Annotated in this window: 21 protein-coding genes; 7 read left to right on the top strand and 14 right to left on the bottom strand. The window is 63.8% G+C overall.

Annotated elements, in window-relative coordinates; genetic code table 11:
- Window positions 1–13 precede the first annotated feature (13 nt).
- The 4 genes from H3H51_RS19545 (at window position 14) to H3H51_RS19560 (ending at window position 4,140) form a co-directional block, all read left to right on the top strand.
- Entirely contained in the window at window positions 14–1,420 is a 1,407-nt protein-coding gene (locus H3H51_RS19545) for an NAD(P)/FAD-dependent oxidoreductase (RefSeq protein WP_183090743.1), read from the top strand.
- 51 nt (window positions 1,421–1,471) lie between these two features.
- A complete protein-coding gene (locus tag H3H51_RS19550) occupies window positions 1,472–1,813 on the top strand; it encodes a cupin domain-containing protein (RefSeq protein WP_183090744.1) in 342 nt (113 codons plus the stop codon).
- Between the two features lie 189 nt (window positions 1,814–2,002).
- Window positions 2,003–3,079, top strand: a complete 1,077-nt coding sequence (locus H3H51_RS19555) for a polyamine ABC transporter substrate-binding protein (RefSeq protein WP_183090745.1) — start codon at window positions 2,003–2,005, stop codon at window positions 3,077–3,079.
- Window positions 3,080–3,210: 131 nt separating this feature from the next.
- Entirely contained in the window at window positions 3,211–4,140 is a 930-nt protein-coding gene (locus tag H3H51_RS19560; protein ID WP_183090746.1) for a ZIP family metal transporter, read from the top strand.
- A gap of 1 nt (window position 4,141) precedes the next feature.
- Here the strand turns inward: H3H51_RS19560 and H3H51_RS19565 are convergent, their stop codons facing one another.
- Both H3H51_RS19565 and H3H51_RS19570 read right to left on the bottom strand, forming a co-directional pair.
- A complete protein-coding gene (locus H3H51_RS19565) occupies window positions 4,142–5,455 on the bottom strand; it encodes a leucine-rich repeat-containing protein kinase family protein (RefSeq protein WP_183090747.1) in 1,314 nt (437 codons plus the stop codon).
- Between the two features lie 49 nt (window positions 5,456–5,504).
- Window positions 5,505–6,545: an RNA methyltransferase gene (locus H3H51_RS19570; protein WP_183090748.1), complete on the bottom strand. Its 1,041-nt coding sequence runs from the start codon at window positions 6,543–6,545 to the stop codon at window positions 5,505–5,507.
- 166 nt (window positions 6,546–6,711) lie between these two features.
- Here H3H51_RS19570 and H3H51_RS19575 point away from each other — a divergent pair, with 166 nt between their 5' ends.
- Entirely contained in the window at window positions 6,712–7,155 is a 444-nt protein-coding gene (locus tag H3H51_RS19575) for a hemerythrin domain-containing protein (protein ID WP_183090749.1), read from the top strand.
- Window positions 7,156–7,167: 12 nt separating this feature from the next.
- On the opposite strand, the gene H3H51_RS19580 is transcribed toward H3H51_RS19575, so the two are convergent.
- The 3 genes from H3H51_RS19580 to H3H51_RS19590 all read right to left on the bottom strand — a co-directional run bounded on the left by H3H51_RS19580 (window position 7,168) and on the right by H3H51_RS19590 (window position 8,900).
- On the bottom strand, window positions 7,168–7,593 hold the full coding sequence (locus tag H3H51_RS19580) for a VOC family protein (RefSeq protein WP_183090750.1): 426 nt from the start codon (window positions 7,591–7,593) through the stop codon (window positions 7,168–7,170).
- Between the two features lie 215 nt (window positions 7,594–7,808).
- Window positions 7,809–8,405 carry a hypothetical protein gene (locus H3H51_RS19585; protein ID WP_183090751.1) on the bottom strand — a complete coding sequence of 199 codons (597 nt, stop codon included), beginning with the start codon at window positions 8,403–8,405 and terminating at the stop codon, window positions 7,809–7,811.
- Between the two features lie 15 nt (window positions 8,406–8,420).
- Window positions 8,421–8,900 carry a DUF2846 domain-containing protein gene (locus H3H51_RS19590; protein WP_183090752.1) on the bottom strand — a complete coding sequence of 160 codons (480 nt, stop codon included), beginning with the start codon at window positions 8,898–8,900 and terminating at the stop codon, window positions 8,421–8,423.
- 148 nt (window positions 8,901–9,048) lie between these two features.
- Here H3H51_RS19590 and H3H51_RS19595 point away from each other — a divergent pair, with 148 nt between their 5' ends.
- A complete protein-coding gene (locus tag H3H51_RS19595) occupies window positions 9,049–9,351 on the top strand; it encodes a DUF1883 domain-containing protein (RefSeq protein ID WP_183090753.1) in 303 nt (100 codons plus the stop codon).
- A gap of 16 nt (window positions 9,352–9,367) precedes the next feature.
- Here H3H51_RS19595 and H3H51_RS19600 read toward each other — a convergent pair whose 3' ends face one another.
- The 7 genes from H3H51_RS19600 to metH form a co-directional block, all read right to left on the bottom strand.
- Window positions 9,368–10,672 (bottom strand): diguanylate cyclase domain-containing protein, encoded by a 1,305-nt coding sequence (locus tag H3H51_RS19600; RefSeq protein WP_183090754.1) that lies wholly within the window; start codon window positions 10,670–10,672, stop codon window positions 9,368–9,370.
- Between the two features lie 114 nt (window positions 10,673–10,786).
- Window positions 10,787–12,478, bottom strand: coding sequence for an aspartate-alanine antiporter (aspT, locus tag H3H51_RS19605; RefSeq protein ID WP_183090755.1), 1,692 nt, complete (start codon window positions 12,476–12,478; stop codon window positions 10,787–10,789).
- Window positions 12,479–12,619: 141 nt separating this feature from the next.
- Window positions 12,620–12,955 carry an osmotically-inducible lipoprotein OsmE gene (osmE, locus tag H3H51_RS19610; protein ID WP_183090756.1) on the bottom strand — a complete coding sequence of 112 codons (336 nt, stop codon included), beginning with the start codon at window positions 12,953–12,955 and terminating at the stop codon, window positions 12,620–12,622.
- Window positions 12,956–13,072: 117 nt separating this feature from the next.
- The gene (locus H3H51_RS19615) at window positions 13,073–13,726 is read right to left on the bottom strand and encodes a potassium channel family protein (protein WP_183090757.1); all 654 of its coding nucleotides are present in this window, start codon (window positions 13,724–13,726) and stop codon (window positions 13,073–13,075) included.
- A 58-nt stretch (window positions 13,727–13,784) separates the two neighbouring features.
- Window positions 13,785–14,306, bottom strand: coding sequence for an AAA family ATPase (locus H3H51_RS19620; RefSeq protein ID WP_183090758.1), 522 nt, complete (start codon window positions 14,304–14,306; stop codon window positions 13,785–13,787).
- Window positions 14,303–14,866 carry a nicotinamide riboside transporter PnuC gene (gene pnuC, locus H3H51_RS19625; RefSeq protein WP_183090759.1) on the bottom strand — a complete coding sequence of 188 codons (564 nt, stop codon included), beginning with the start codon at window positions 14,864–14,866 and terminating at the stop codon, window positions 14,303–14,305. Before pnuC ends, H3H51_RS19620 begins: the two co-directional genes overlap by 4 nt.
- Window positions 14,867–14,898: 32 nt before the next feature.
- Window positions 14,899–18,609 (bottom strand): methionine synthase, encoded by a 3,711-nt coding sequence (metH, locus tag H3H51_RS19630; protein ID WP_183090760.1) that lies wholly within the window; start codon window positions 18,607–18,609, stop codon window positions 14,899–14,901.
- A 161-nt stretch (window positions 18,610–18,770) separates the two neighbouring features.
- Between metH and H3H51_RS19635 the strand changes: the two genes are divergently transcribed.
- Window positions 18,771–21,056, top strand: a complete 2,286-nt coding sequence (locus tag H3H51_RS19635; RefSeq protein WP_183090761.1) for a fatty acid cis/trans isomerase — start codon at window positions 18,771–18,773, stop codon at window positions 21,054–21,056.
- 115 nt (window positions 21,057–21,171) lie between these two features.
- On the opposite strand, the gene H3H51_RS19640 is transcribed toward H3H51_RS19635, so the two are convergent.
- Window positions 21,172–21,963, bottom strand: coding sequence for an outer membrane protein OmpK (locus tag H3H51_RS19640; RefSeq protein ID WP_183090762.1), 792 nt, complete (start codon window positions 21,961–21,963; stop codon window positions 21,172–21,174).
- 340 nt (window positions 21,964–22,303) lie between these two features.
- A complete protein-coding gene (locus H3H51_RS19645; RefSeq protein ID WP_183090763.1) occupies window positions 22,304–23,254 on the bottom strand; it encodes an adenosine deaminase in 951 nt (316 codons plus the stop codon).
- Window positions 23,255–23,323 lie beyond the last annotated feature (69 nt).

Below are 23,323 nucleotides of genomic sequence, written 5' to 3' on the forward strand. Positions count from 1 at the left end.
TTCGGAGCATGCAATGAGCGACTGGCGCACCATCAGCCTGTGGATGGATCAGCTCGACGAGCCCCTCGACCCGCGTCCTGCCCTGGGCGCCGAGTTGCAGGCCGACGTGGCGATCATCGGCGCCGGCTACACGGGGCTGTGGACCGCCTATTACCTCAAGCGCCAGGCGCCGCAGTTGCGCGTGGTGATTCTCGAGGCAGAGATCGCCGGTTTCGGCGCTTCCGGGCGCAATGGCGGCTGGCTGATGGGCAATCTGCTCGGTGAAGACCGTTTACTCGGCGGTTTGCCGGCCGAACAGCGCAAGGCCGGTTTTGACCTGCTGCATGGCATTCCAGATGAGGTCGGCGCGGTGTTGCAGCGCGAAGGCATCGACTGCGATTACCGCAAGGCTGGCGTGCTGTACTGCGCCGCGCGTTATCCGGAGCAGGAGGTGCGTCAGCGCGAATGGCTGCGTGAGCTGCACGCCGAAGGCCTGAGCGAACAGGACTACCGCTGGCTAAGCCCCAGCGAGCTGGCCCAGCAACTGCGCGTGGCCAATGCTTACGGCGCCATCTACACCCCCCATTGCGCGACCATCCAGCCGGCCAAACTGGTGCGCGGCCTGGCCCGTGCCGTCGAGGCGCTGGGTGTGGAGATATACGAGCAAAGCCGTGTAATCGACTGGCAGCCGGGCCAGGTGCGTACCGCGCACGGCAGCGTACGCGCCGACTGGGTGGTACCGGCGGTCGAAGGCTATGCCGCCAGCCTGCCGCCGCTGGGGCGCCACCAACTGCCGGTGCAGAGCCTGCTGGTGGCTACCGAGCCATTGCCGGCCGACATCTGGGCGCAGATCGGCCTGGACCGTGGCCAGGCCTTCAGCGAATCCAGCCGCCAAGTCACCTACGGCCAGCGCACGGCGGATGATCGCCTGGTATTCGGCGCCCGTGGCGGCTACCGCTTCGGCGGCCAGCTGCGCACCGACTTCAACCTCACCGAGGGCGAGCAGGAGCTGCGTCGCTACCTGTTCGGCGAGCTCTTCCCGCAATTGCGCAAGGTCCGCCTGACCCATTCCTGGGGCGGCAACCTGGGTATGGGCCGGCGCTTCCAGCCGCACATGCTGCGCGACCGCAAGAACGGTATCGCCCTGTCCGGCGGTTACGGCGGCGAAGGCGTGGGGGCCAGCAACCTCGGCGGGCGCACCCTGGCGGACCTGATCCTCGGCCAGGATAGCCTGCTCACTCGCCAGCCCTGGGTCATGAGCGATAGCCCGCTGGGCCGCTTGCCGACCTGGGAGCCGGAGCCCTGCCGCTGGCTGGGCTACAACGCCATCATCCGCAGTTTCGTCCATGAAGACCGCGTTCTCGCCGACCCGCACAGCGCGCCCTGGCGCCGCCGTCTGGCGCAGAGCGTGGCGGGTTTCATGGAAGGCTTCATGCACTGATTGCTGGCCGGCCAGCCGCCGCGCCATTCGCTTATTTTCTGGAGAGCACCGATGACCATCAGCCATTTCAAGAACACCGCCAGCTTGCTGCTGGAAGAGTCCAACCCGGTTGCCGTGCCGCTCAGCGAGCCGGTGGCCGTGACTTCGACGACCAGCGTCGAGCGTGACGATGGCGTGGAAGCCGGCGTGTGGGAATGCACTCCAGGCCGCTGGCGTCGGCAGATCGTGCAGCAGGAGTTCTGCCACTTCATCGCCGGCCGCTGCACCTTCACCCCGGATGTTGGCGAACCCATCGAGATCCGCGCCGGCGATGCCCTGATGATGCCGGCCAACACCACTGGCGTGTGGGACATACAAGAAACCGTGCGGAAAACCTATGTGCTGATCTTCTGAGAACCAGCCCAGGATCTGCTGCGCGTCTGCCATACCGCGTTGAAAACGGCCTCGGGATGCTCATTTACCGCTCGTAAACTCCGCTCCCTCGGCCATTTTCGCCTTGTCTGGCTCTAGCTCGCGAGATCCTGAACAGGTTCTAAAACTGCTTTGACTTTTCGCCTACAAGAACAATCAATGAGGTAATCCATGCTCAAGAAAATCATCCCGCTGATGCTGGTGGCATCGGCCAGCCAGGCTGCAGACGGCGTACACATCTACAACTGGACCGACTACATCGCGCCGGATACGGTGAAAAACTTCGAGAAAGCGTCCGGTCTGGCTGCCCAGTACGACGTCTACGACAGCAACGAAACCCTCGATGCCAAGCTGATGGCGGGACGCTCCGGTTACGACGTGGTGTTTCCTTCCAACCACTTCATGGCCCGGCAGATCCAGGGTGGTGCGCTGAAGCAGCTCGACCGCAGCAAGCTGAGCAACTGGGGCAACCTCAACCCGGTGCTGATGAAGGCCCTGGAAACCAACGATCCGGGCAACCAACACGGCTTCCCGTACCTGTGGGGCACCACCGGCATCGGCTACAACGTCGACAAGGTCAAGGCCGTACTCGGCGAGGGCGTGGCCGTGGATTCCTGGGATGTGATCTTCAAGCCGGAAAACATGGCCAAGCTGGCCAAGTGCGGCGTGGCGATCCTCGACAACGGCCCGGAAATGCTGCCGATCGCCCTGCACCAGCTGGGCCTGCCGCATCACAGCCAGAACCTGGAGGACTACAAGAAGGCCGAGGCGTTGCTGATGGAGATGCGCAAGAACGTGCGTTATTTCCACTCCTCGAAGTACGTCGGTGACCTGGCCAACGGCGACATCTGCCTGGCGGTGGGCTTCTCCGGCGACATCATGCAGGCCGCCAGCCGCGCCAGCGAAGCCGGCAATGGGGTGAAGATCGACTACGTGATTCCCAAGGAAGGCGCGCCGATGTGGTTCGACATGGTCACCATGCCGGTCGATGCCCCGAATGAGGCCCAGGCCTACGCCTTCATGAACTACCTGCTGCAGCCCGAAGTGATGGCCGGCATCAGCAACCACGTGCACTACGCCAACGGTAACGCCAAGGCCGATGCCCTGGTCGATCCGGCGCTCAAGGCCGACAACAAGGTCTACCCGCCGCAGGAAGTGATGACCAAGCTGTATGCCCTGGAAGCCATGCCGTTGAAGATCGACCGCGTACGCACGCGTATCTGGAGCAAAGTGAAAAGCGGCACCTGAGTTCGCCAACACGCTTCCCGTACATGACCAAGGCCCGCCATCGCGGGCCTTGGTGTTTCTGGGCTGCCTGTGCTTGTGCCGAGGCGGTGGCCGGCGGATAGTCGGGCCTTCGACTGCAGGGAAGTGACAGCATGGAAACGGCTCACCCACACGCCGACAGTTTTCGCGCCGCCTGGCTGGCCCAGGCGCGCAGCAACCCCGGAATTACCCTGGGCCTGGTCATTTCCCTGCTGGCGGTAGCCTGGCTGCTGGTCAGCAGCGGGCTGAACGCCTTTTCCGGGCCGGATGCCGAGCGTCTGCGCTACGCCGTGTACGGTGGCAGTGCGGGGTTCGCCGCTACTGCATTTGGCGCCTTGCTGGCCCTCGGCCTGCGCCATATCACCACCCGCACCCAGGACATCATGCTCGGCTTTGCCGCGGGGATGATGCTCGCTGCCAGCGCCTTCTCGCTGATCCTGCCGGGGCTGGATGCGGCCAAGACGCTGACGGGTAATAGCTTTCTCGGCGCCGGCACGGTAGTGCTCGGGCTGACCCTGGGCGCGCTTCTGATGCTCGGCCTGGACCGTTTCACCCCGCACGAGCACGAGAGCACCGGCCCCTGCGGCCCGGACTGCGAGCGGATCAATCGCGTGTGGTTGTTCGTCTTCGCCATCACCCTGCACAACCTGCCGGAAGGCATGGCCATCGGCGTTGGCTTCGCCGCCGGGGATTTCAGCGTGGGCATCCCGCTGGCCAGTGCTATTTCGATCCAGGACATTCCCGAAGGCCTGGCCGTGGCCATGGCCCTGCGCAGCACCGGGTTGTCGGCGCTGAAGGCATCGCTGATCGCGGTGGCGACCGGGCTGATGGAACCCATCGGTGCGGTGATCGGCCTCGGTATGTCCAGTGGCTATGCCATCGCCTACCCAATCAGCCTGGGCCTGGCGGCCGGAGCGATGCTGTTCGTGGTATCCCACGAGATCATTCCGGAAACCCACCGCAACGGCCACCAGACCCCGGCGACCCTAGGCCTGATGGGTGGTTTCGCGGTGATGATGTTCCTCGACACCGCCCTGGGCTGATTCAGCCCGCCAGTTGCGCGGCGATCTCGGCGAACAGCGGTCGCTCGCTGGCAGTGCGCGCGCTGCAGGCGGTCTGCAGTTGCCACAGCGCCGCCTGTTGCGTGGGGCGCTGATCGGCCGGGCAGCGTTGCAGCAGTTCTTCCAGCAAACAGCCGAAGGCGCGGGCCTCGATCTGCTGCAGGGCCTTGGCCTGCGGGCCTTGAGGGTCGAAGAACGACGCCGCGCCAAAATCCCCCAGCAGGCAGTGCCCGGCCTCATTGACCAGCAGGTTATGTGCGTACAGGTCGCCATGCAGAATGCCCTGCGCGTGCAGGTGCGCCACGGCCGAAGCTACGCCGTGGGCAATGCGCAGTGCCTCGTCGAGGTCGAAGCGGCGCGCGTCGGCATACACATCACGGGTGCAGCTGGCCAACGATGGCGGGCCGGCCAGCACGCGGTAGGCGGGGTCGATCAGTTCCAGCAGCAGGCCCGCCGGCGTATCGGCCTGTTCGGCCAAGGGGCCGGCCACGCGGATCAGGTGCGGGTGTTCGCCGGCGGCCAGGCAGGCGGCCATTTCGCTGTGGGGCAGGCCATCACTGGTCAGCGCGCCCTTGAATAGCTTGGCGGCCATGGCGTGTGCTGGCTGCCCCGGGCGTTGCCAGTCGGCGCGATGGATGACTCCGGAAGCGCCTTGGCCAAGTATGGCGCCGAGGCTGATTTCGCTTCGGGCGATGGCAGGCACGGGATGTCGCGCCAGGGCAGCGGCTTCACTGGCATCGCTGATCGGGTTGCCGGCGAAGGCCAGCCAGCTCAGGCGCGGCAACTCCTGTAGCCAGCTCGGCAGGGCCTGCAGGCGGTTGGCGGCAATGCGCAGCAGCTCCAGGTTGTGGCAGGCGGCCAGGCTCGTGGGCAGCTCCGCCAACTGATTGCCAGCGAGCATCAGTTTCTGCAGGCGCGAGCAGTCACCCAGCTCGTTGGGCACGCTCTGCAACTGGTTGTCGGTAAGAATCAGCCAGCGCAATTGGGCGGGCAGGGCGTCGGCGGGCAGGTGGCGCAGGCGGTTGGCCTTGAAACCGACCATCTCCAGGTGCGGGCAATCTCCGAGGACTTCCGGCACGGCGGTAAACGGGTTGTCCGAGCAGAACAGCACGCGCAGTTTACGCAGGCGCGGCAGGTCGGCTGGCAGCTGGCTGAGCTGGTTGCCGGATAGGTTGAGCACTTCCAGGCTGTCGGCCAGGTCGAAAATTTCCGCGGGGAATTCGTGCAGCTCGGCGCTCAGGTCGAGACGCTGGCAACCAGCCAGTTCGCCACGGCGCAATTGTTCGAGTGTTTGCATGGAGGGTAGGGCCTGGATCATCAAGGCGGCGAGGGTAGCACCCTCGGGGTCAGTTCGGCGGGCGGCGCAGGCGCTGGGTGTTGACGATATCCACGGCCCGGGCGCGCAACTGGCCGCAGCCGCCGTCGATATCCTGACCTGCGGAGTTGCGGACCTTGGTCAGCACGCCACGGCTGTGCAGGTAGCGCACCATCTGCACGATGCGGTCGCCGTCCGGGCGCTGGAACTCGTCGGCTTCCAGGCTGTTGTAGGGGATCAGGTTGAGCACCGCGTACTTGCCCTTGAACAGACGCAGGATGGCGTCCATCTCTTCCTGGCTGTCGTTGATGCCCTTGAGCAGCGTCCACTGGTACTGGATCGGGTAGTCGACGGCGCGGGCGTAGGCCTCGCCCAGTTCCATCAGCTCTTCCGGGTCGATGCGCGGCGCGCGCGGCAGCAATTGCTGGCGCAGCTCGGCGTTGCTGGTGTGCAGCGACAGGGCCAGTGCCGGTTTGATCTTCTGCTGCGGCAGGCGCTCGAACACCCGTGGGTCGCCGACTGTGGAGAACACCAGGTTCTTGTGGCCGACACCGCCCTCGGTGCCGAGCAGGTCGATGGCTTCGAGCACGTTGTCGAGGTTGTGCGCCGGCTCGCCCATGCCCATGAACACCACTTTCTTCACTGGGCGAAAGCGCCGCGCCAGGGCGACCTGGGCGACGATCTCGGCGCTGCCTACCTGGCGTAGCAGGCCACTCTTGCCGGTCTGGCAGAACACGCAACCCACTGCGCAACCGACCTGGCTGGAGACGCACAGGCCGCCGCGCGGCAGCAGCACGCTTTCGATCATCTGGCCGTCGCTCAGCTCCACCAGCAGGCGCGCCGAACCATCGCTGGCGGGGTGCTCGGAGCGCAGGCGAACCAGGTTGTCGAGGTCGTCGCTCAGTTGCGGCAGCCCGTTGCGCACGGAGAGTGGCAGGAAGTTATCGGTATGCTGGCGGCGAGTGCCGGTGTTCAGCGGCTTGCCTTGCAGCCAGGCGCGTACCACCCGACCACTGTGGGCAGGCAGGGCGCCGAGGTCGGCGAGGCGCTGGTGAATCTCGGGAATACGCATGGGGCGCGAATCCTACCACCGGGCCAAAGGTGAAACCACGCCGCCCGGCGGCACAAAAGGCCTGAACCCTGTCACGCGGGCGTGGGTCTGCTGTGGGTGAGGCTTGGCCAGCCCCGTGCCTGTCGGTTGGGGCTGGTGGCCATGATTCGCCTGATAAGGAGTGACGATGAATATTTTCGAAGCCCTGCGCGAGAGCCACGAGAAGCAGCGTGAGTATGCCCAGGCGGTGATCGCCACCAGCGGTGATACGCCGGAGCGCGATGCGGCCTACAAGCAGCTCAAGGCCGAACTGCAGGCTCACGAGCGGGCCGAGGAACGGTATTTCTACAGCCCCTTGCTGGAATACGACAACGGGGTGGATCTGTCGCGCCATGCCATCGCCGAACATCATGAGCTGGACGAAATGATCGAGCAGCTCGACGAGCTGGAACGCTCCAGTCCGGCCTGGCTGGCGATGGCCAAGAAGCTGGAGGAAAAGGTCTTCCACCATCTCAAGGAAGAGGAGCAGAAATTCTTCCAGATGGCCGGCAAGCTGCTCAGCGAGAAGCAGAAGGTCGAGCTGGCCACGCAGTATTTCAAGGATTACGAGAAGGGCCTCGCCGAGGCCTGATGAGGTTGCGGCTCAGGATTCGTCGGGTACGAATTCTGGGTTCCAGGCGACTTCCCAAAGGTGCCCGTCGGGGTCCTGGAAATAGCCGGCGTAGCCACCCCAGAACGTCTCATGCGCCGGTTTGACCAGCACCGCGCCGGCCTGCTGCGCCTGAGCCATGACCTGGTCGACCTCGGCCTTGCTGGCAACATTGTGGCCCAGGGTCAGTTCGGTGGCGGCGGGGCGCTGCAACGGCAGGCCACTGTCATGGGCGATGCTCGCGCGGGGCCAGAGCGCCAGTTTCAGGCCGCTCTGCAGGTCGAAGAAGGCCACGGCACCGTACTCGAACTCTGTGCCCACAATCCCTTCGCTGTGCAGACCCAGGCCATCGCGGTAGAAGCGCAGGGCGCGCTCAAGGTCATCGACGCCCAGAGTGATCATGCTGATGCGCGGTTTCATGCGGGCGTCTCCCGGCGTTGTCGTCGTGTTGTGATTTGCGGGGGCTGGAGTGCGCGATGAGCTTTATACAGATGCACCGATGCCTGAATTCGGCTGTTCCGTTTGTAGTCGGGGGGAGAATTGCTCTCCCTCCAACTTGTTGGTTGGACTGCCCCGCAGTTGCGTCTCTGCGGGGTGGTATTGGTGGCTCCCGTTACCGAGTTACTCCCTCGTCGTCACTGCGGAACGACACTGACGGCGAAGGCGGAGGTCATGCGCAGCACCACTTCACGACCGAGGTACTCGGTTTTCATGACGACATCAGGGCGGACGTTGACGGTACGTTCGCTGCCGTCGGGGAGTTGTAGGGTGGCAGTGCGCAGTTTGCTATCCATGGCCTTGATCACTGCGGTGATCTCGACGGTGTCGGCTACCAGCATGCCGGGCTTGCTGCCCAGCGGGGCGGTAGCCAATACGCCAGCGGCACCGTCCGTTGCCTCTTCACCTGGTTGCCGCAGGTAGACGATGCGCTCCAGGGCGACCACGGCTCGAACCCGGTCGCCGACCTTGAGTTGCTCGAAGTTGTGCATCTCCGCAGGAGCCTGAAAGGTGCGGCTGTTACCGTGATCATCCTTGAGGGTAAAGCTGCGCTTGGCCGTGTCGATGGCAGTGACGCTGGCCAGCAGCTCATCCGTCTCGGCGACCGCGCCACCAGGGACACCTTCTGCGTAGGCCTCGGTGCGGTCATACGCAGTGTTCAGCTCGTCGTTGCTTTGGCAACCGACGATCAGGGCTACGGCCAGCGAAAGGGTGAGAATGCGCGTTGTGCTCATGGATAGCTCCTTGCTTCATGGGGTTTGCGGTTCAGTAGTGCGAATTTCGTAGACGGCGTCGTCGGGGCGCATGGGGCGGATGTGGATCAGGTAGCTGGGGCCGAAAGAACCCAAAGGCATTTCGCTCAGGTTGAAACGTACATCGAGTTTAAGGTACTTGATCTCGCCCGGCGCGACGGTGAAGTTTTGCTTGATGTCGCGCGGCTCCCACTTGGCCTGGCGGGTCAGGCCGGTGATGCGCAGGGTGTGGAGGCCCGGCGCCAGTTCGACGCGGCGATAGGCGTTGAACTGCAGGGTGCCGACACTCTGTTCGTCTATTAGCACGTCCGGATAGGAAAAACGCAGTGGCTGCGTGCCAGGATTGTCTGCCTTGGGGCGATACAGATAGACGACGGCCTGGTCTGGACTGCTTGGGGGGAGCGCTTCGAAGTAGCCAGGGCCGGCGCAGCCGGTGAGGATGAGTAATATGAGCGAGAGCACTGGCAGATGACGCATGGATTTCCCTTAGTAGTTGATTTATCCAACCCAGCATAGCAGCGCCCTAACAGGTTGCCGGGTGGTAGCGTTCCATCGCCAGAACCTGCCTGTAACGCGTGCGCGTGATATCGTCGCGCGCTCCGCTTCACCCTCAGGACCCCAACGCATGAAATTCATCCACCAGCGCGAACACCTGAACGAAGACGACATTGTCGTCATCCAGTGCTCGCAGCCCTGCAATATCCGCCTGATGAGCGATGCGAATTTTCGCAGCTTCAAGAATGGCGGGCGCCATGCCTACCACGGCGGCGCGTTCGACAAGTTCCCGGCGAAGATCACCGTGCCCAACAGTGGCTTCTGGAACATCACCATCGACACGGTGACCCGTCGGGCCATCAGTGTGACGCGCAAGCCGGCGCTGACCCATTCGATCAAGATCATTCGCCGCTCCAGCACGACCCTCAGCTAAGCGCCAAGAGCTGGCGCTATTCAGTGCTGGTGCGTGGGGGCGTGTCGCTGCCCAGACGATACTGGTTCTCGCCGCTGCGCTTGGCTTCGTACATCGCCAGGTCGGCGATATGAATGAGCCGGTCCATGCTCGGCGCGTGATCCGGGAACACCGCGATACCCAGGCTGGCGCCGATGCATTGCTGCTGTTGGCCGATGCTGAGCGGTGCAGCCAGCGCGGCGAGGATCTTCTGCGCGATGCCCTGGGCTTCCTCTTCCAGCGGTTGCTCCAGCGTCAGCCCTTCGAGAATCACCACGAATTCGTCGCCGCCCACCCGGGCCACGCTGTCTGATTCACGCAACGCCCCTTTCAAGCGCAATGCGGTGGTGACCAGCACCTGGTCGCCGGCAGCATGGCCGTGGGTATCGTTGATCGCCTTGAATCCATCGAGGTCGATAAACACCAGCGCCACCCGGGTGCCGTTGCGCCGCGCGCGCTCCAGGGCGTTGCGCAGGCGGTCCTCGAACACCAGGCGGTTGGGCAGGCCGGTGAGGGCGTCGTGGTGGGCGAGCTGGTGCATCTGGCTGGCCCAGGCTTTTTCCTCGGTGATGTCGCGTACCACGCCCATCATTTTTACCGGCGTACCTTGCGCATCCTTGATCACGTTGCCGGTCTCGCGCAGCCAGTGCAGGCTGCCGTCCGGCCAGATCACCCGGTATTCCTCGTCGTGGTTCTCGCCGGTTTCGATGCAGCGCACCTCGCCGATGCGTACCTGCTCGCGGTCATCCGGGTGGACGCTGGCGACGAACAGCTCGTAGCTCGGCACCACTTCGCCGACCTGATAGCCGAACAGGGCGTAGATGGCATCCGACCAGTACAGGCGGTTGGTGTCGATGTCCCAGTCCCAGGTGCCGATGCGGGCGAAATACTGGCTGCGCTGGAAGCGCTGGGCATCTTCTGTCGAACCTTCGCTGTCGCTGGCCGGCTGGATCAGCACGATGACGCTGGCGTCGGCGGCTGCGGGCAGAACGTGCAGGCAGATGTTCCCGCCCTCGGCACCGGGCGCCGTGAGGCCTTGCAGCGACGTGAGCGAGCCTGCCTCGGGGATCAGTTCGCTGAGCAGGCAGTCCTGGAGTTGTGCTTCTGGCTTGCCCAGCAGGCGAGCGGCGGCCGGGTTGAATTGGCGGATGCGTCCGTCCTGGTCGATACGCAGCACGCCATCCGTGAGCTTGTCGATCAGCCCGCGGTATTGCGCCAATTCCTGCTGGGCGCGTTTGGCCCGAAGGAGCAGCACGAACAGGGTCAGGGCGGTGGCAAGAGCCAGGGCGGCGAGTGCAATCATGGCGTTCTGCGCTTAACGGCGGTCATATCGAGGTGGGCATTATGCCTGCGCTATCGCGGTGATGGCGTGCCGATTGCCCGCGCTAGAGGGGTTTGTAGCGCGGGCAGGGAGGGTTCAGCCGGCGGTGAGGAAGATGATTATCGGCCCCCACACGGCCAGCAGCACATTGGAGATCGCGTAGCACACGGTGAAGCCGATCACTGGTGTGTTGCTGCCGGACTCGTCGATGATCTTGTTCATCGAGGCCGCTTCGGTCTGTGCGCCGGCGAGCGCGCCGAACAGGATCATCGGGTGCAGGCCCAGCACATAGCGGCCGAAGTACAGTGCCACCAGGGGCGGCAGCAGGGTTACCACGACCCCGGAAAGCAGCAGCGACAAGCCATGCTCCTGCATGGCCGTGATCGCCTGTGGCCCGGCTAGCAGGCCGATCACCGCGCCGAAAGCGGTCAGGCCGAACTCGGAGAATGCCCACTGCGCGGCAGGCGGCAGGGCACCGACCTCCGGGTGGCGCGAGTTGTACCAGCCGATCACCAGCGCGGTGACCAGGACGCCACCGCCCACGCCAAGCTCGACCGGGATCATGCCGATATGGGTCGACAGAATGCCCAGCAGCGAGCCGACCACCATGCCCATGGTGTGCACGGCGATATCGCTCTTGTAGTTGCTCTCGCGTACCCGGCCCACGCGTGCGGCGATGGCATCCACGCTGCTAGGGCGCCCGGTCAGGATGATCACGTCGCCCCGACGCAGCACGGTATTGGGCAGCAGCGGCAGATCGAAGCCCTGGCGGGTAATGTTTTTGAGGAAACAGCCCAGGCGCTCGCTGCCGATCAACTTTGCCTTGGCTTCATGCAGGGTCTTGCCGGCAAACTCCGCGCTGGTCAGCACGATGTCGGCTTCGCGGGTCGGGAAGGACAGTGATTCCGGGTGGTCGATCTCCGGGCCTATCCACTGCGAGAGCGGGCCGACAGCCTCGCGCAGGGCATAGACGCCGACGATATCGCCAGCTTGCAGCACCAGGCTGCCATCGCGCTCCAGCACCTGGCCATCGCGTACCACGCGCTCCACGCTCAGGGCCTCGTGCAGCTTTTCGATATCGGCGATGAGTTGGCCATCGGCCGCTCCCTGCGCGGCGACTTGATGGGCACGCACCACAATGCGCGTGTAGGGGATGGTGAAGGCGTCGCCCTCATCGGCGATGCCCAGTTCGATCTCCAGCTCGCGGGCCGAACTGCGCAGCTCCACGCCGAGCAGTTTGGGCGCGATGCTGCCGACGAAGACGATCAGCCCGATGGTGCCGAACAGGTAGGTCACGGCGTAGGCGATGGCCATGTGGCTGTTGAGCTCGGCTTTCGCCGCTTCGTCCAGCGGCAACTGGCTGATGGCACTGGTGGCGGTGCCCATGATGGCCGTATCGGTCAGTGCACCGGCGCCCAGCCCGGCGGTAAAGCCGGCGTCGAAGTCGAAGATTGCGTTCATCAGCAGGATCGAACCCAGCGCTGTGCCGCACAGCACGACCGAAAGGATCACCAGCTTGAGCGTGCCGCGGTTGAGGCTGCCGAAGAATTCCGGACCGCTCTTGAAACCGACCGCATAGATGAATAGCACGAAGAACACCGACTTCAGAATTGGCGGGACTTCCAGGCCGATCTGGCCGATCAGTAGACCCATCAGCAGCGCGCCGGCAACCGAGCCCAGATGGAAGCTGCCGATGCGAATCCGGCCGATCAGTACGCCCAGGGAAATCGCCAGGAATACCGCGATTTCCGGTGAGGAATGCAATGCGTGAAGTACGAAGTCGAGCATCCGGTGGAACTCCCTGTCTGCTGGTAGTGCGCTCAGTGAATGCAGCAAGCATAGATGCTCTGGCTCGCACGACAGGCTGGAACTGCAGACGAAAAAAAGCCGCTGTTGGCAGCGGCTTTGGCTGGAACGAAAGCCTGTGGGCTACAGGGCTTTTTCGTTGATCTCGTGCTGTTCGCAGGTATTGAAGCCTTTGCTGTCGACGCGGCCGCTGCTGTCGAAATTCACGTAGTAGACCTGCTGGTGGCCTTCAAGGCTGAGCACGTAGTTGTTGCAACTGCCCTGGGTGCCAGGCCGGGTGATTTCGGAGGAGGGTGGCCCGGCGATGGTCATGACCTGCTGCTTGGTCATGCCGTCCTCGACCTGCTTGACCAGCGGCTGATCGCGATAGGTCACGTAGTCCACCGGGTTTTCCGGCTTGGTCGCACAACCGCTGACCACCGCCACCACGCCGAGTATTGCCAGAGTCTGCTTGTACATAACGTCGCTCCATCGAATGAGCCGGACTGGCTCCGTTAATTTTTGAGCTGCACAGGCGCGCAGAAGTTCGCTGAATATTCCATCAGGCCTCGCCGCTTCTGGCCTGGAGTGTTGAGCCTAGCGCTTGGCCGTGGTCAGAGCGATCAGCCGTGACACCACCAGCGCCAGGTACATGACCCCGGCGAACTGCTCGATCATCACCAGCGAGCGGGCCATGGGCGTGATCGGCACGATATCGCCCAGGCCGACGCCAGACAGGGTGGTGAAGCTGAGGAACAGCAGTTCCATCCAGGTTCGCGCCGCCTGTGGCTCGATCATCGCCACGAAACTGCCAGGCAACAGCAGTTGGCAGAAGGTAAAGAGATGTGCGAAGGCCCAGGCCAGCAAGGTGAAGGTCGCGCCGACCGCGTACAGCTCATCGGTGGTGGCGTGCTGGTCGGCCGTCATGTAGGCGATCAGGCTGGTCGCCGCATAGGCGTAGAACGCGGCTTCCAGAATGGCGATCAGCGCCTCCAGCAGTGGGCTGGGGGTGAACCTGTCGAGCAGGTTCAGGCCCACCACCAGCAGGGCCAGCAGCCCGGCCACCCAGGTCTGCACCGGACTGCGTTTGACCACATGCAGCGCCATGCCCAGCACCAGCAGGCCGAAGGCGCCGAACAGCGCCCGGCCGATTTGCGTGTCTTCCATCCAGGGGTACAGCAGCACGCCGAGCAGCTGGACGAACAGCAGGCCGGCGGAAGGGTGGAGACGGATGTAGGTGATGGGGGACATGGACTTCCTGCGTTGTCTCGGGGCGATGGGACAAGTGTAGGAGCTACTGTCAGCTGCTTTAGCCGAGCAGTTGGCGTACCTGTTCGATGGCCTGGGTTTCGCGTTGCACCCAGTCGCCACCAATTTCCGTCCAGGGGCGTGCATGCCGCTGCAGCCAAGCGCGGCAATCCTGGTGGAAGCGCTGGCGGTCGGCCAGTTGCGGCTGGCAGCGCTGGCCGTCGTCGTACCAGTCCACGCCCTGCGGCGAGAGCAACAGGTGCAGGTCGTAGTGTCGATCCAGCAGAGCCTGTTCCAGCCACGGCGGGCAGTCGCCGAACAGAGCCTGGCTCCAGAGCATATTGCTCAGCAGGTGGGTGTCGAGGATCAGCAACCCAGGCGTCTGGGCGCGGGCCGCGTCTTCCCAGGCCAACTGGCCGCGGGCGATGGTTGGAATATCCGCCAGACAGGTGTCGCGGCGCTCTTGCTCGATGAAGTGGCGCACGTACTCGCCGACCACCAGCCCGCCGAAATGCCGCTGCAGACGCTCGGTGAGGAAGGTCTTGCCACTGGACTCGGGGCCGGTGAGCACCACCACTTTCATGCCGGCTGCACCCGCGGGGCCCGCCATTCGCGCAGGCCGAGCACGGCCAGGGCGGTGAACACGGCGTACAGTGCGGCCGTCAGCCAGTAACCCTGGAAGGCGAAGAAGCCGACATAGAGCACGTCGACCACTATCCATAGCACCCAGCACTGCCAGCGCTTGAGCGCCATCCACAGCTGAGCGAGCAGGCTGAAGGCGGTGAGCAGAGCATCCGGCCAGGGATAGGCGGCTTCGGTCAGGCGATCCATGGCCAGCCCCAGCAGCAGGCCGAACAGCAGCGCCACAGCCATGCCGATCAGGATCTCGTTGCGGCTCGCTTCGCTGACCGGCCGTTTGCCGCTTGCGTCCACGTCCTGGCGCCATACCCACCAGCCGTACAGCTGCATGGCGGCGAACACGCCGTGCAGCAGCACCAGCGAATACAGGCGGGCATCGAAGAAAAACCAGGCATAGAGCAGCACCATGACCAGGCCGATGGGCCAGCACAGCGGGTTCTGCCGCACGGTCAGCCAGACGGAGGTGATGCCGAGGGCGGAGGCGATGATTTCGAGAGGCGTCATAAAGGTAAGGGGCGCATGGCGCCCCTGTGTCATTAGTCGTCGTAACCGAGATTCGGCGCCAGCCAGCGCTCACTGATCGCCAGTTCCTGGCCCTTGCGTGCGGTGTAGCTCTCCACCTGGTCCTTATCCACCTTGCCCACGGCGAAGTACTGCGCCTCGGGGTGGGCGAAGTACCAGCCGCTGACGGCGGCGGCGGGGAACATGGCGTAGTGCTCGGTGAGGAACACGCCGCTGCGCCCTGCCTTGTCGAAGCCGGCTTCCGGGTCGAGCAGGGTGAACAGGGTCTTCTTCTCAGTGTGGTCCGGGCAGGCCGGGTAGCCGGGGGCCGGGCGGATGCCCTTGTAGGCTTCCTTGATCAGATCCTCGTTGCTCAGCTGCTCGTCCTGGGCGTAACCCCAGTAGTTCTTGCGCACTTGCTGGTGCAGCCATTCGGCGCAGGCTTCGGCCAGGCGGTCGGCCAGGGCTTTGACCATGATCGAGTTGTAGTCGTCGCCGGCGTCCTGATAGGCCTTGGCCACTTCCTCGGCACCGATGCCAGCGGTGGTGATGAAGCCGCCGACGTAGTCGGTGATGCCGGTCTCTTTGGGCGCGACGAAGTCGGCCAGGGAAAGGTTGGGCTTGCCGTCCGGCTTGATGATCTGCTGGCGCAGGTGATGCAGCTTGGCCAGCGGTTGGCCGTCGTCGCCGTAGACTTCGATGTCGTCGTGGTTGACCTGGTTGGCCGGCCAGAAGCCGAAGATCGCGCGGGCGCTGATCAGCTTCTCGTCGATCAGCTTCTTCAGCATCGCCTGGGCATCTTCGAACAGCGCAGTGGCAGCTTCGCCAACCACTTCATCAGTGAGGATGCGTGGGTACTTGCCGGCCAGGTCCCAGGAGATGAAGAACGGCGTCCAGTCGATGTATTCGGCCAGCGTTGCCAGGTCGATGTCTTCCAGCACTTTCACCCCGGTGAAGCTCGGCTTGCTGGCCTGGTAGCTGCTCCAGTCGAACGCCGGCTTGTTGGCCACGGCGGCGGCGTAGGGCAGGCGCTCGGTGCGCGCGCTGCGTGCGGCGGTGCGTTCGCGCACTTCCACGTACTCGGCGCGGGTCTTCTCGACGAAGGCCGGCTTCATTTCCTTGGACAGCAACTGGGTCGCTACGCCCACGGCGCGCGAGGCGTCGGTGACGTAGATGACCGCGTCGTTCTGGTACTTGGGCTCGATCTTCACCGCGGTGTGGGCTTTCGAGGTAGTGGCGCCGCCGATCATCAGCGGCAGGCTGAAGCCCTGGCGCTGCATTTCGCGGGCAACATGCACCATCTCGTCCAGCGAGGGAGTGATCAGGCCGGACAGGCCGATGATGTCGCACTTCTCGGCAATCGCCGTCTGCAGGATCTTCTCCGCCGGCACCATCACGCCCAGGTCGACGATGTCGTAGCCATTGCAGCCGAGCACCACGCCGACGATGTTCTTGCCGATGTCGTGCACGTCGCCCTTCACCGTAGCCATGAGGATCTTGCCCTTGGCTTCCGGCTTGTCGCCTTTTTCCGCTTCGATAAAGGGGATCAGGTGGGCCACGGCCTGCTTCATCACACGGGCGGACTTGACCACCTGGGGCAGGAACATTTTGCCGGCGCCGAACAGGTCGCCGACCACGTTCATGCCGGACATCAGCGGGCCTTCGATGACTTCGATCGGACGCGCGCACTGCTGGCGGCATTCCTCGGTGTCTTCGACGATGAAGGCGGTGATGCCCTTGACCAGTGCGTGCTCCAGACGCTTGCCAACCGGAAGGGCGCGCCATTCCTCGGTTTCGGCTTCCTTGACGCTGCCGTCGCCCCGGTAGTTGTCGGCGATGGCCAGCAGGGCCTCGGTGCCGCCTTCGTGGCGATTGAGCACCACGTCCTCGACCTTCTCGCGCAGCTCTTTGGGAATCTCGTCGTAGATCTCCAGCTGACCGGCGTTGACGATGCCCATGGTCAGGCCGTTCTGGATCGCGTGGTAGAGGAATACCGAGTGGATCGCCTCGCGCACCGGGTTGTTGCCGCGGAAGGAGAACGAGACGTTGGACACGCCGCCGCTCGACAGGGCGAACGGCAGATGATCGCGGATATAGGCGCAGGCTTCGATGAAGTCCACGGCGTAGTTGTTGTGCTCTTCGATGCCGGTGGCGACGGCGAAGATGTTCGGGTCGAAAATGATGTCTTCCGGCGGGAAGCCCACTTCGTTGACCAGGATGTTGTAGCTGCGCTGGCAGATCTCGCGCTTGCGCGCGGCGGTGTCAGCCTGGCCGACTTCGTCGAAGGCCATCACCACCACGGCGGCGCCGTAGCGCTTGCACAGCTTGGCGTGGTGCTTGAACTGCTCGACGCCTTCCTTCATGGATATCGAGTTGACGATGCCCTTGCCCTGGATGCATTTCAGGCCGGCTTCGATCACTTCCCACTTGGAGGAGTCGATCATGATCGGTACGCGCGAGATGTCCGGCTCACCTGCGATCAGGTTGAGGAACTTGACCATGGCTGCCTGGGAATCGAGCATCCCTTCGTCCATGTTGATGTCGATCACCTGGGCGCCGGCTTCCACCTGCTGCAGGGCGACTTCCAGGGCTTCGGTGTAGTTTTCCTCGCGGATCAGCCGGGCGAACTTGGCCGAACCGGTGATGTTGGTGCGCTCGCCGACGTTTACGAACAGCGAGTTGCGGTCGATGGTGAACGGCTCCAGGCCGGACAGGCGGCAGGCCTTGGGAATGTCCGGGATGGCGCGCGGCTGGTACTTGGCCACGGCCTCGGCAATCGCCTGGATATGCGCCGGGGTGGTGCCGCAGCAACCGCCGATGATGTTTAAGAAGCCCGAAGCGGCGAATTCCTCGACCACGGCGGCCATCTCGGCCGGCGTCTCGTCGTATTCACCAAAGGCGTTCGGCAGGCCGGCGTTGGGGTGGGCCGAGACGTGGGTGCCGGCCTTGGTCGACAGCTCTTCCAGGTACGGGCGCAGGTCCTTGGCGCCGAGGGCGCAGTTCAACCCTACGGATATCGGATTGGCGTGCGCTACCGAGTTCCAGAAGGCCTCGGTGGTCTGCCCGGACAGGGTGCGGCCGGAGGCGTCGGTGATGGTGCCGGAGATCATGATCGGCAGTTCGACGTTGTCATCCTCGAACACTTGCTGCACGGCGAAGATCGCGGCCTTGGCATTGAGGGTGTCGAAGATGGTCTCGATCAGGATCAGGTCGGCGCCGCCCTCGATCAGGCCGCGGGTGGCTTCGACGTAGTTTTCCACCAGCTCGTCGAAGGTGACGTTGCGGTAGCCGGGGTCGTTGACGTCCGGGGAGATCGAGCAGGTGCGGCTGGTTGGGCCCAGTACGCCGGCAACGAAGCGTGGCTTGTTCGGGGTTTCCAGGGTCTTGGCATCGGCCACTTCACGGGCCAGGCGCGCGCCTTCGACGTTCAGCTCGTACACCAGCGCTTCCATGCCGTAGTCGGCCTGGGACACCTGGGTGGCGTTGAAGGTGTTGGTTTCGAGGATGTCGGCGCCGGCATCCAGGTAGGCCTTCTCGATGGCCTGGATTACGTCCGGGCGGCTGAGCAGCAGCAGGTCGTTGTTGCCCTTGACGTCGCTCGGCCAGTCGGCGAAGCGCGCGCCACGGTAATCCTCTTCCTCCAGCTTGTAGCTCTGGATCATGGTGCCCATGCCGCCGTCGAGGATCAGGATGCGTTCCTGGAGGGCCTTGTGAAGGGCTTGGAGACGGGCGCTGCGATCGGACATGGGGAGCTACCTGAGAAGGGCGGAAACAAAGGCGGCGATGATAGCAAAGCTGCATGCTTTTGCCGCATGCCGAGCTTTTCCATGAATTGCGCTCATGTTCAAGGCTCTCTTTGCCGAGCGAGTAACGCTAGAATCGCCATTCGCACACACAGGATAGGTTTATGTTGCGCCAGGGACTTGCAGTTCTCTTCCTCGTTTTCATCTTTGCCGGCCTCGCCGGCGCCAGCGAAGCGGTTTCCTACAGCCGCGATATCCAGCCCATCCTCACGCAGAAGTGCGTGGCCTGCCACGCCTGCTATGACGCGCCCTGCCAGCTCAACCTGGGCAGTGGCGAAGGCATCCTGCGCGGTGCCAGCAAGCTGCCGGTGTACGATGGGGGCCGAACCAAGGCTCAGGCCACCACGCGTCTGTTCGTCGATGCCCAGGGCGAGGCCGCCTGGCGCAACATGGGCTTCGAGTCGGTGCTGGATGCCCAGGGTGGCCAGGCCGCGCTGCTCAAACGCATGCTGGAGCTGGGGCGCAGCAACCCGCCGGTGCCGAATGCCAAGCTGCCGGCCGATCTGGATATCGCCCTTGGCCGACAGAACCAGTGCCCATTGCCGGGCGAGTTCGACTCCTACGCGAAGAAATTCGCCCATGCCGGGATGCCGTTCGCCGTCACGGGCCTGAGCGATGCTGAATACGCCACCTTGCAGCAGTGGCTGGCCCAGGGCGCGCCGGTGGAGCAGCAGGCGCTGCAACCTTCGGTGGCGGAGCAGGCGCAGGTCGCGCAATGGGAAACCTTGCTCAATGCCCCGGGCGCCCGGGAAAGTCTGGTCAGCCGTTGGCTGTACGAGCATTTGTTCCTCGCCCATCTGTATTTCGAGGGCGGTGAGGCGGGGCATTTCTTCCAGCTGGTGCGTTCGCGCACACCGAGTGGTCAGCCGATCGACATGATCGCCACGCGCCGGCCCAACGAGGACCCGGGTACCCAGGTGTATTACCGCCTGTGGCCGATCCAGGGGGTGATCGTGCACAAGACGCACATCACCTATCCGCTCAGTGCGCACAAGCTGGCGCGGGTGCAGGAGTTGTTCTTCAGCGGCGACTGGACGGCGGATGCGGTACCCGGCTACGGCGCCCAGCGCCGCGCCAACCCGTTCGAGACCTTCGCCGCGATTCCCGTGCAGGCGCGCTACCAGTTCATGCTGGATAACGCCGAGTACTTCGTACGCACCTTTATCCGTGGCCCGGTCTGCCGCGGGCAGATCGCTACCGATGTGATTCGCGACAACTTCTGGGCGCTGTTCCAGGCGCCCGAGCATGACCTCTACATCACCGATGCCGAGTACCGCGCCGAAGCCACGCCGCTGTTGGCCATGCCTGGCCAGTTCGACGATATCGGCGACCTGCTGGGCCTGTGGCACGCCTATCGGGACAAGCGCAACGAGTACGAAGACCTGCGCCGCGATGCCTATGCCGATGCCCCCGCGCCGAGCTGGTCGAACCTGTGGGCCGGCAACGACAACGCGCTGTTGTCGGTCTTCCGCCACCATGACAGCGCCATGGTGCGGAAGGGGCTGATTGGCGAAGTACCGCAGACAATCTGGGTACTGGATTACCCGTTGCTGGAGCGCACGTATTACCAGTTGGTGGTCAATTTCGACGTGTTCGGCAACGTCGCGCACCAGGCGCAGACCCGCCTGTACTTCGACCTGATCCGCAATGGCGCCGAGCTGAACTTCCTGCGCCTGATGCCGGCGGATTCGCGTCAGGGCTACCTGGATGACTGGTACCAGAACAGCGGCAAGCTGAAGATGTGGATGAGCTACAACGATGCCGACCTGGATACGCCGACCGGCCTGCAGTTGCTGAGCCGCGATCCCAAGCGCGAGTTTGCCGAAGCGCTTCTCGAGCGTTATGCCGGCCTCAATGCCCGGCCCGATCCGATCAACCGTTGCCGTGGCGCGCAGTGTTATCGCAATGGTTTGGGTGAGCAGCTGCGTAGCGCCGAGCAAGCCCTGAGTCGCCTGCCGGGGCGGCCAGCGGCAGGGCTCAAGGTGATCGAACAGTTGCCCGAGACGACTCTGCTGCGTGTCGAGCTGGCCGATGGCCGCCGCGAGGTCTACAGCCTGCTGCGCAATCGCGCGCACAGCAACGTGGCGTTCATGACTGGCGAATCGCTGCGCTACCAAGTGGGGCTGGATACCCTGACGGTCTATCCGGGCGTGCTGACCAGCTACCCGAACTTCATCTTCAACCTGCGCGCCGAAGAGGTGCCGGCATTCGTCGCGGCGCTGGAGCAAACGCGTGATGTGGCGGCGTTCGACAAGGTGGTGGAGCGCTGGGGCATTCGCCGCAGCCATCCCGAGTTCTGGCGCTACTTCAACGACCTGTCGGCCTATATCCGCGAGACGGAGCCGGTGGAAGCGGGCGTGCTGGACATGAACCGCTATCAGAATCTCTGACTCGCCGCTCAGGAAGAGAAGGGCTCCCCGCCGCCCAAAGGAAGGAAAAGCGGCAGGGAGCGGTAACGCGGTGTAGGGCGGGTTTCACCTGCCCTACGAAACGGCGAGGCGCAGCTTAGAAGTGAGCCTTGACCAGCAGGCTGATCGCGCTCTGGTCGGTACCGCCGAGGATTTCCGAACCGACGAAGCCTTCGTCCTCGATGCCGTACTTGTCGCTCCAGTAGTCGTACTCGACGCCGACGTAGACTTTCTGGCCGACGCCGAAGGCCTTGGCCACGTCGTACTTGATCTGCGGGTTGAAGTGCAGGTTGGCGTGGTAGCTCTCGTCGTTGTCCACGACCCAGTCCATGAAGCCGTCGATTACCAGGTCGGAGTTGCCAACCGGAATGGTGTAGCTCCACACCGGGGTGATCTGCCAGACGTTGTCGCCGTCGCGCTTGCCGTCGGTGGTGCGCAGGTAGGTGTTGAGCTGGAAGTAGTCGAAGCCGGGGATGTTCAGGTCGACGGCCGGGCCGATCAGGTAGGAATCGACATCGTCTTCACCGAACTCGTAGGTGGTTGAGATCAGCACGTCCTTGACGATGCCGAAGGACAGGTCGCTGCCGGTCATCTTGCCCAGAGAGAAGCGCGGGCTGAGCTCGCCGTAGAAGGTGTGGCCGTCGCCGGCGCCGTTGGTGGCGTCGGTGTTGTACTTGATGCCGTCGACGAAGAAGAACAGGTCACCGAAGCTCCAGCCGCTGGCGTGCTCGAAGGTGACGGTCTGCTGCTTGGGCGGGTCGACGGTGAAGTCGATGCCGTTGAGGTAGGTCAGGCTGTTGTCCTGCCATTGCAGCAGGTCGCCGGCCGTGGCCTGACCGGCTGCCAGCAGGCTGCCCGCCAACATCAGGGAAGAGGTGGTGCGCTTCATGTGTGTGCTCCTAATCGACGAATTATGATTTTTAAACCTGTCGTGTTGGTCAGGCTTTTTCTGTAAGAGCAAGAACAGCGCCAGTTCTTGTCCAGGCAGACAGAAAATATGAATTTTCTGCATTTTTCCTGTTCTTGCCGTGATTCCTGCAGCCAATCTGCTTGCTGGCCGTCAGTACTGCGGGTGTCCAGCCGAGTTTTCGACGCTTGTGCCGCGAGCAGTCCTCACAGTTAAGCGCCAAGTTGCCTCAGCGTGGCGCAACTTTGCTCCATTCTGTTGCGTATTCCGGGTTGGTGGAGACGCGGTAGAGGAGGCTGCCCTGGCATGGCCAGGACAGGGCTTACTTGACCAGGCGGGCGTCGAGGCTGTTTTGCGCCAGGCGCTGGGCCTGCTCCTGACTCATGCCCAGGCTGGCGTGCAGCGCGGCGAAGTTCTCGGTGACGTAACCGCCGAAGTAGGCCGGGTCATCGGAGTTCACCGTCACCTTCACCCCACGCTCGAGCATCTGCAGGATGTTGTGCTGGCTCATGTCGTCGAACACGCAGAGCTTGGTGTTGGACAGCGGGCAGACGGTCAGCGGGATTTGCTCGTCGATGATGCGCTGCATCAGACGTTCGTCCTCGATGGCGCGTACGCCATGGTCGATACGCTCGATCTTGAGCAGATCGAGGGCTTCCCAGATGTATTCCGGCGGGCCTTCCTCGCCAGCGTGGGCGACGGTCAGCAGGCCTTCGCTGCGGGCCTTGTCGAACACGCGCTGGAACAGGCGCGGCGGGAAGCCCATTTCCGAGCTGTCCAGGCCAACGGCGACGAACGCATCACGAAACGGCATGGCCTGTTTCAGGGTGTCGAACGCGGCTTCTTCCGGCAGGTGACGCAGGAAGCTGAGGATCAGGCCATGGCTGATGCCCAGTTGCTTCTCGCCATCGACCAGTGCCTGCTTGATCCCGCGCAGCACCACTTCGAAGGGGATGCCGCGGTCGGTGTGGGTCTGTGGGTCGAAGAACGGCTCGGTGTGGATCACGTTCTGCGCCTGGCACTTGAGCAGGTAGGCCCAGGTCAGGTCGTAGAAGTCCTGCTCGGTACGCAGGACGTCGGCGCCCTGGTAATAGAGGTCGAGGAATTCCTGCAGGTTGTTGAAGGCATAGGCCTTGCGCAGGCTGTCGACATCGTTCCAGGGCAGGGCGATCTTGTTGCGTTCGGCCAGGGCGAACAGCAGTTCAGGCCCCAGCGAGCCTTCCAGGTGCAGGTGCAGTTCGGCCTTGGGCAGGGCGTTTAGCCAGTCATACATGGTGTTTTTCGATCCGGTAACGGGGTCAGACAGGTGTATAGCTTCGAGGTCGCGGCGGGCGGCTGCAAG

The sequence above is a fragment of the Aquipseudomonas ullengensis genome (genome assembly GCF_014174475.1).
GTDB classification, from domain to species: domain Bacteria; phylum Pseudomonadota; class Gammaproteobacteria; order Pseudomonadales; family Pseudomonadaceae; genus Aquipseudomonas; species Aquipseudomonas ullengensis.

What these genes read in the sequence shown, in the direction of transcription:
- H3H51_RS19580 (WP_183090750.1), bottom strand. Translation starts at nt 7,593, where the DNA reads ATGAAACCGCGCATCAGCATGATCACTCTGGGCGTCGATGACCTTGAG.
- H3H51_RS19640 (WP_183090762.1), bottom strand. Translation starts at nt 21,963, where the DNA reads ATGAAGCGCACCACCTCTTCCCTGATGTTGGCGGGCAGCCTGCTGGCA.
- H3H51_RS19645 (WP_183090763.1), bottom strand. Translation starts at nt 23,254, where the DNA reads ATGTATGACTGGCTAAACGCCCTGCCCAAGGCCGAACTGCACCTGCAC.
- H3H51_RS19620 (WP_183090758.1), bottom strand. Translation starts at nt 14,306, where the DNA reads ATGAAAGTGGTGGTGCTCACCGGCCCCGAGTCCAGTGGCAAGACCTTC.
- metH (WP_183090760.1), bottom strand. Translation starts at nt 18,609, where the DNA reads ATGTCCGATCGCAGCGCCCGTCTCCAAGCCCTTCACAAGGCCCTCCAG.
- H3H51_RS19585 (WP_183090751.1), bottom strand. Translation starts at nt 8,405, where the DNA reads ATGAGCACAACGCGCATTCTCACCCTTTCGCTGGCCGTAGCCCTGATC.
- H3H51_RS19635 (WP_183090761.1), top strand. Translation starts at nt 18,771, where the DNA reads ATGTTGCGCCAGGGACTTGCAGTTCTCTTCCTCGTTTTCATCTTTGCC.
- H3H51_RS19595 (WP_183090753.1), top strand. Translation starts at nt 9,049, where the DNA reads ATGAAATTCATCCACCAGCGCGAACACCTGAACGAAGACGACATTGTC.
- H3H51_RS19560 (WP_183090746.1), top strand. Translation starts at nt 3,211, where the DNA reads ATGGAAACGGCTCACCCACACGCCGACAGTTTTCGCGCCGCCTGGCTG.
- H3H51_RS19590 (WP_183090752.1), bottom strand. Translation starts at nt 8,900, where the DNA reads ATGCGTCATCTGCCAGTGCTCTCGCTCATATTACTCATCCTCACCGGC.
- H3H51_RS19565 (WP_183090747.1), bottom strand. Translation starts at nt 5,455, where the DNA reads ATGCAAACACTCGAACAATTGCGCCGTGGCGAACTGGCTGGTTGCCAG.
- H3H51_RS19570 (WP_183090748.1), bottom strand. Translation starts at nt 6,545, where the DNA reads ATGCGTATTCCCGAGATTCACCAGCGCCTCGCCGACCTCGGCGCCCTG.
- H3H51_RS19545 (WP_183090743.1), top strand. Translation starts at nt 14, where the DNA reads ATGAGCGACTGGCGCACCATCAGCCTGTGGATGGATCAGCTCGACGAG.
- H3H51_RS19575 (WP_183090749.1), top strand. Translation starts at nt 6,712, where the DNA reads ATGAATATTTTCGAAGCCCTGCGCGAGAGCCACGAGAAGCAGCGTGAG.
- H3H51_RS19600 (WP_183090754.1), bottom strand. Translation starts at nt 10,672, where the DNA reads ATGATTGCACTCGCCGCCCTGGCTCTTGCCACCGCCCTGACCCTGTTC.
- H3H51_RS19550 (WP_183090744.1), top strand. Translation starts at nt 1,472, where the DNA reads ATGACCATCAGCCATTTCAAGAACACCGCCAGCTTGCTGCTGGAAGAG.
- aspT (WP_183090755.1), bottom strand. Translation starts at nt 12,478, where the DNA reads ATGCTCGACTTCGTACTTCACGCATTGCATTCCTCACCGGAAATCGCG.
- H3H51_RS19555 (WP_183090745.1), top strand. Translation starts at nt 2,003, where the DNA reads ATGCTCAAGAAAATCATCCCGCTGATGCTGGTGGCATCGGCCAGCCAG.
- H3H51_RS19615 (WP_183090757.1), bottom strand. Translation starts at nt 13,726, where the DNA reads ATGTCCCCCATCACCTACATCCGTCTCCACCCTTCCGCCGGCCTGCTG.
- pnuC (WP_183090759.1), bottom strand. Translation starts at nt 14,866, where the DNA reads ATGACGCCTCTCGAAATCATCGCCTCCGCCCTCGGCATCACCTCCGTC.
- osmE (WP_183090756.1), bottom strand. Translation starts at nt 12,955, where the DNA reads ATGTACAAGCAGACTCTGGCAATACTCGGCGTGGTGGCGGTGGTCAGC.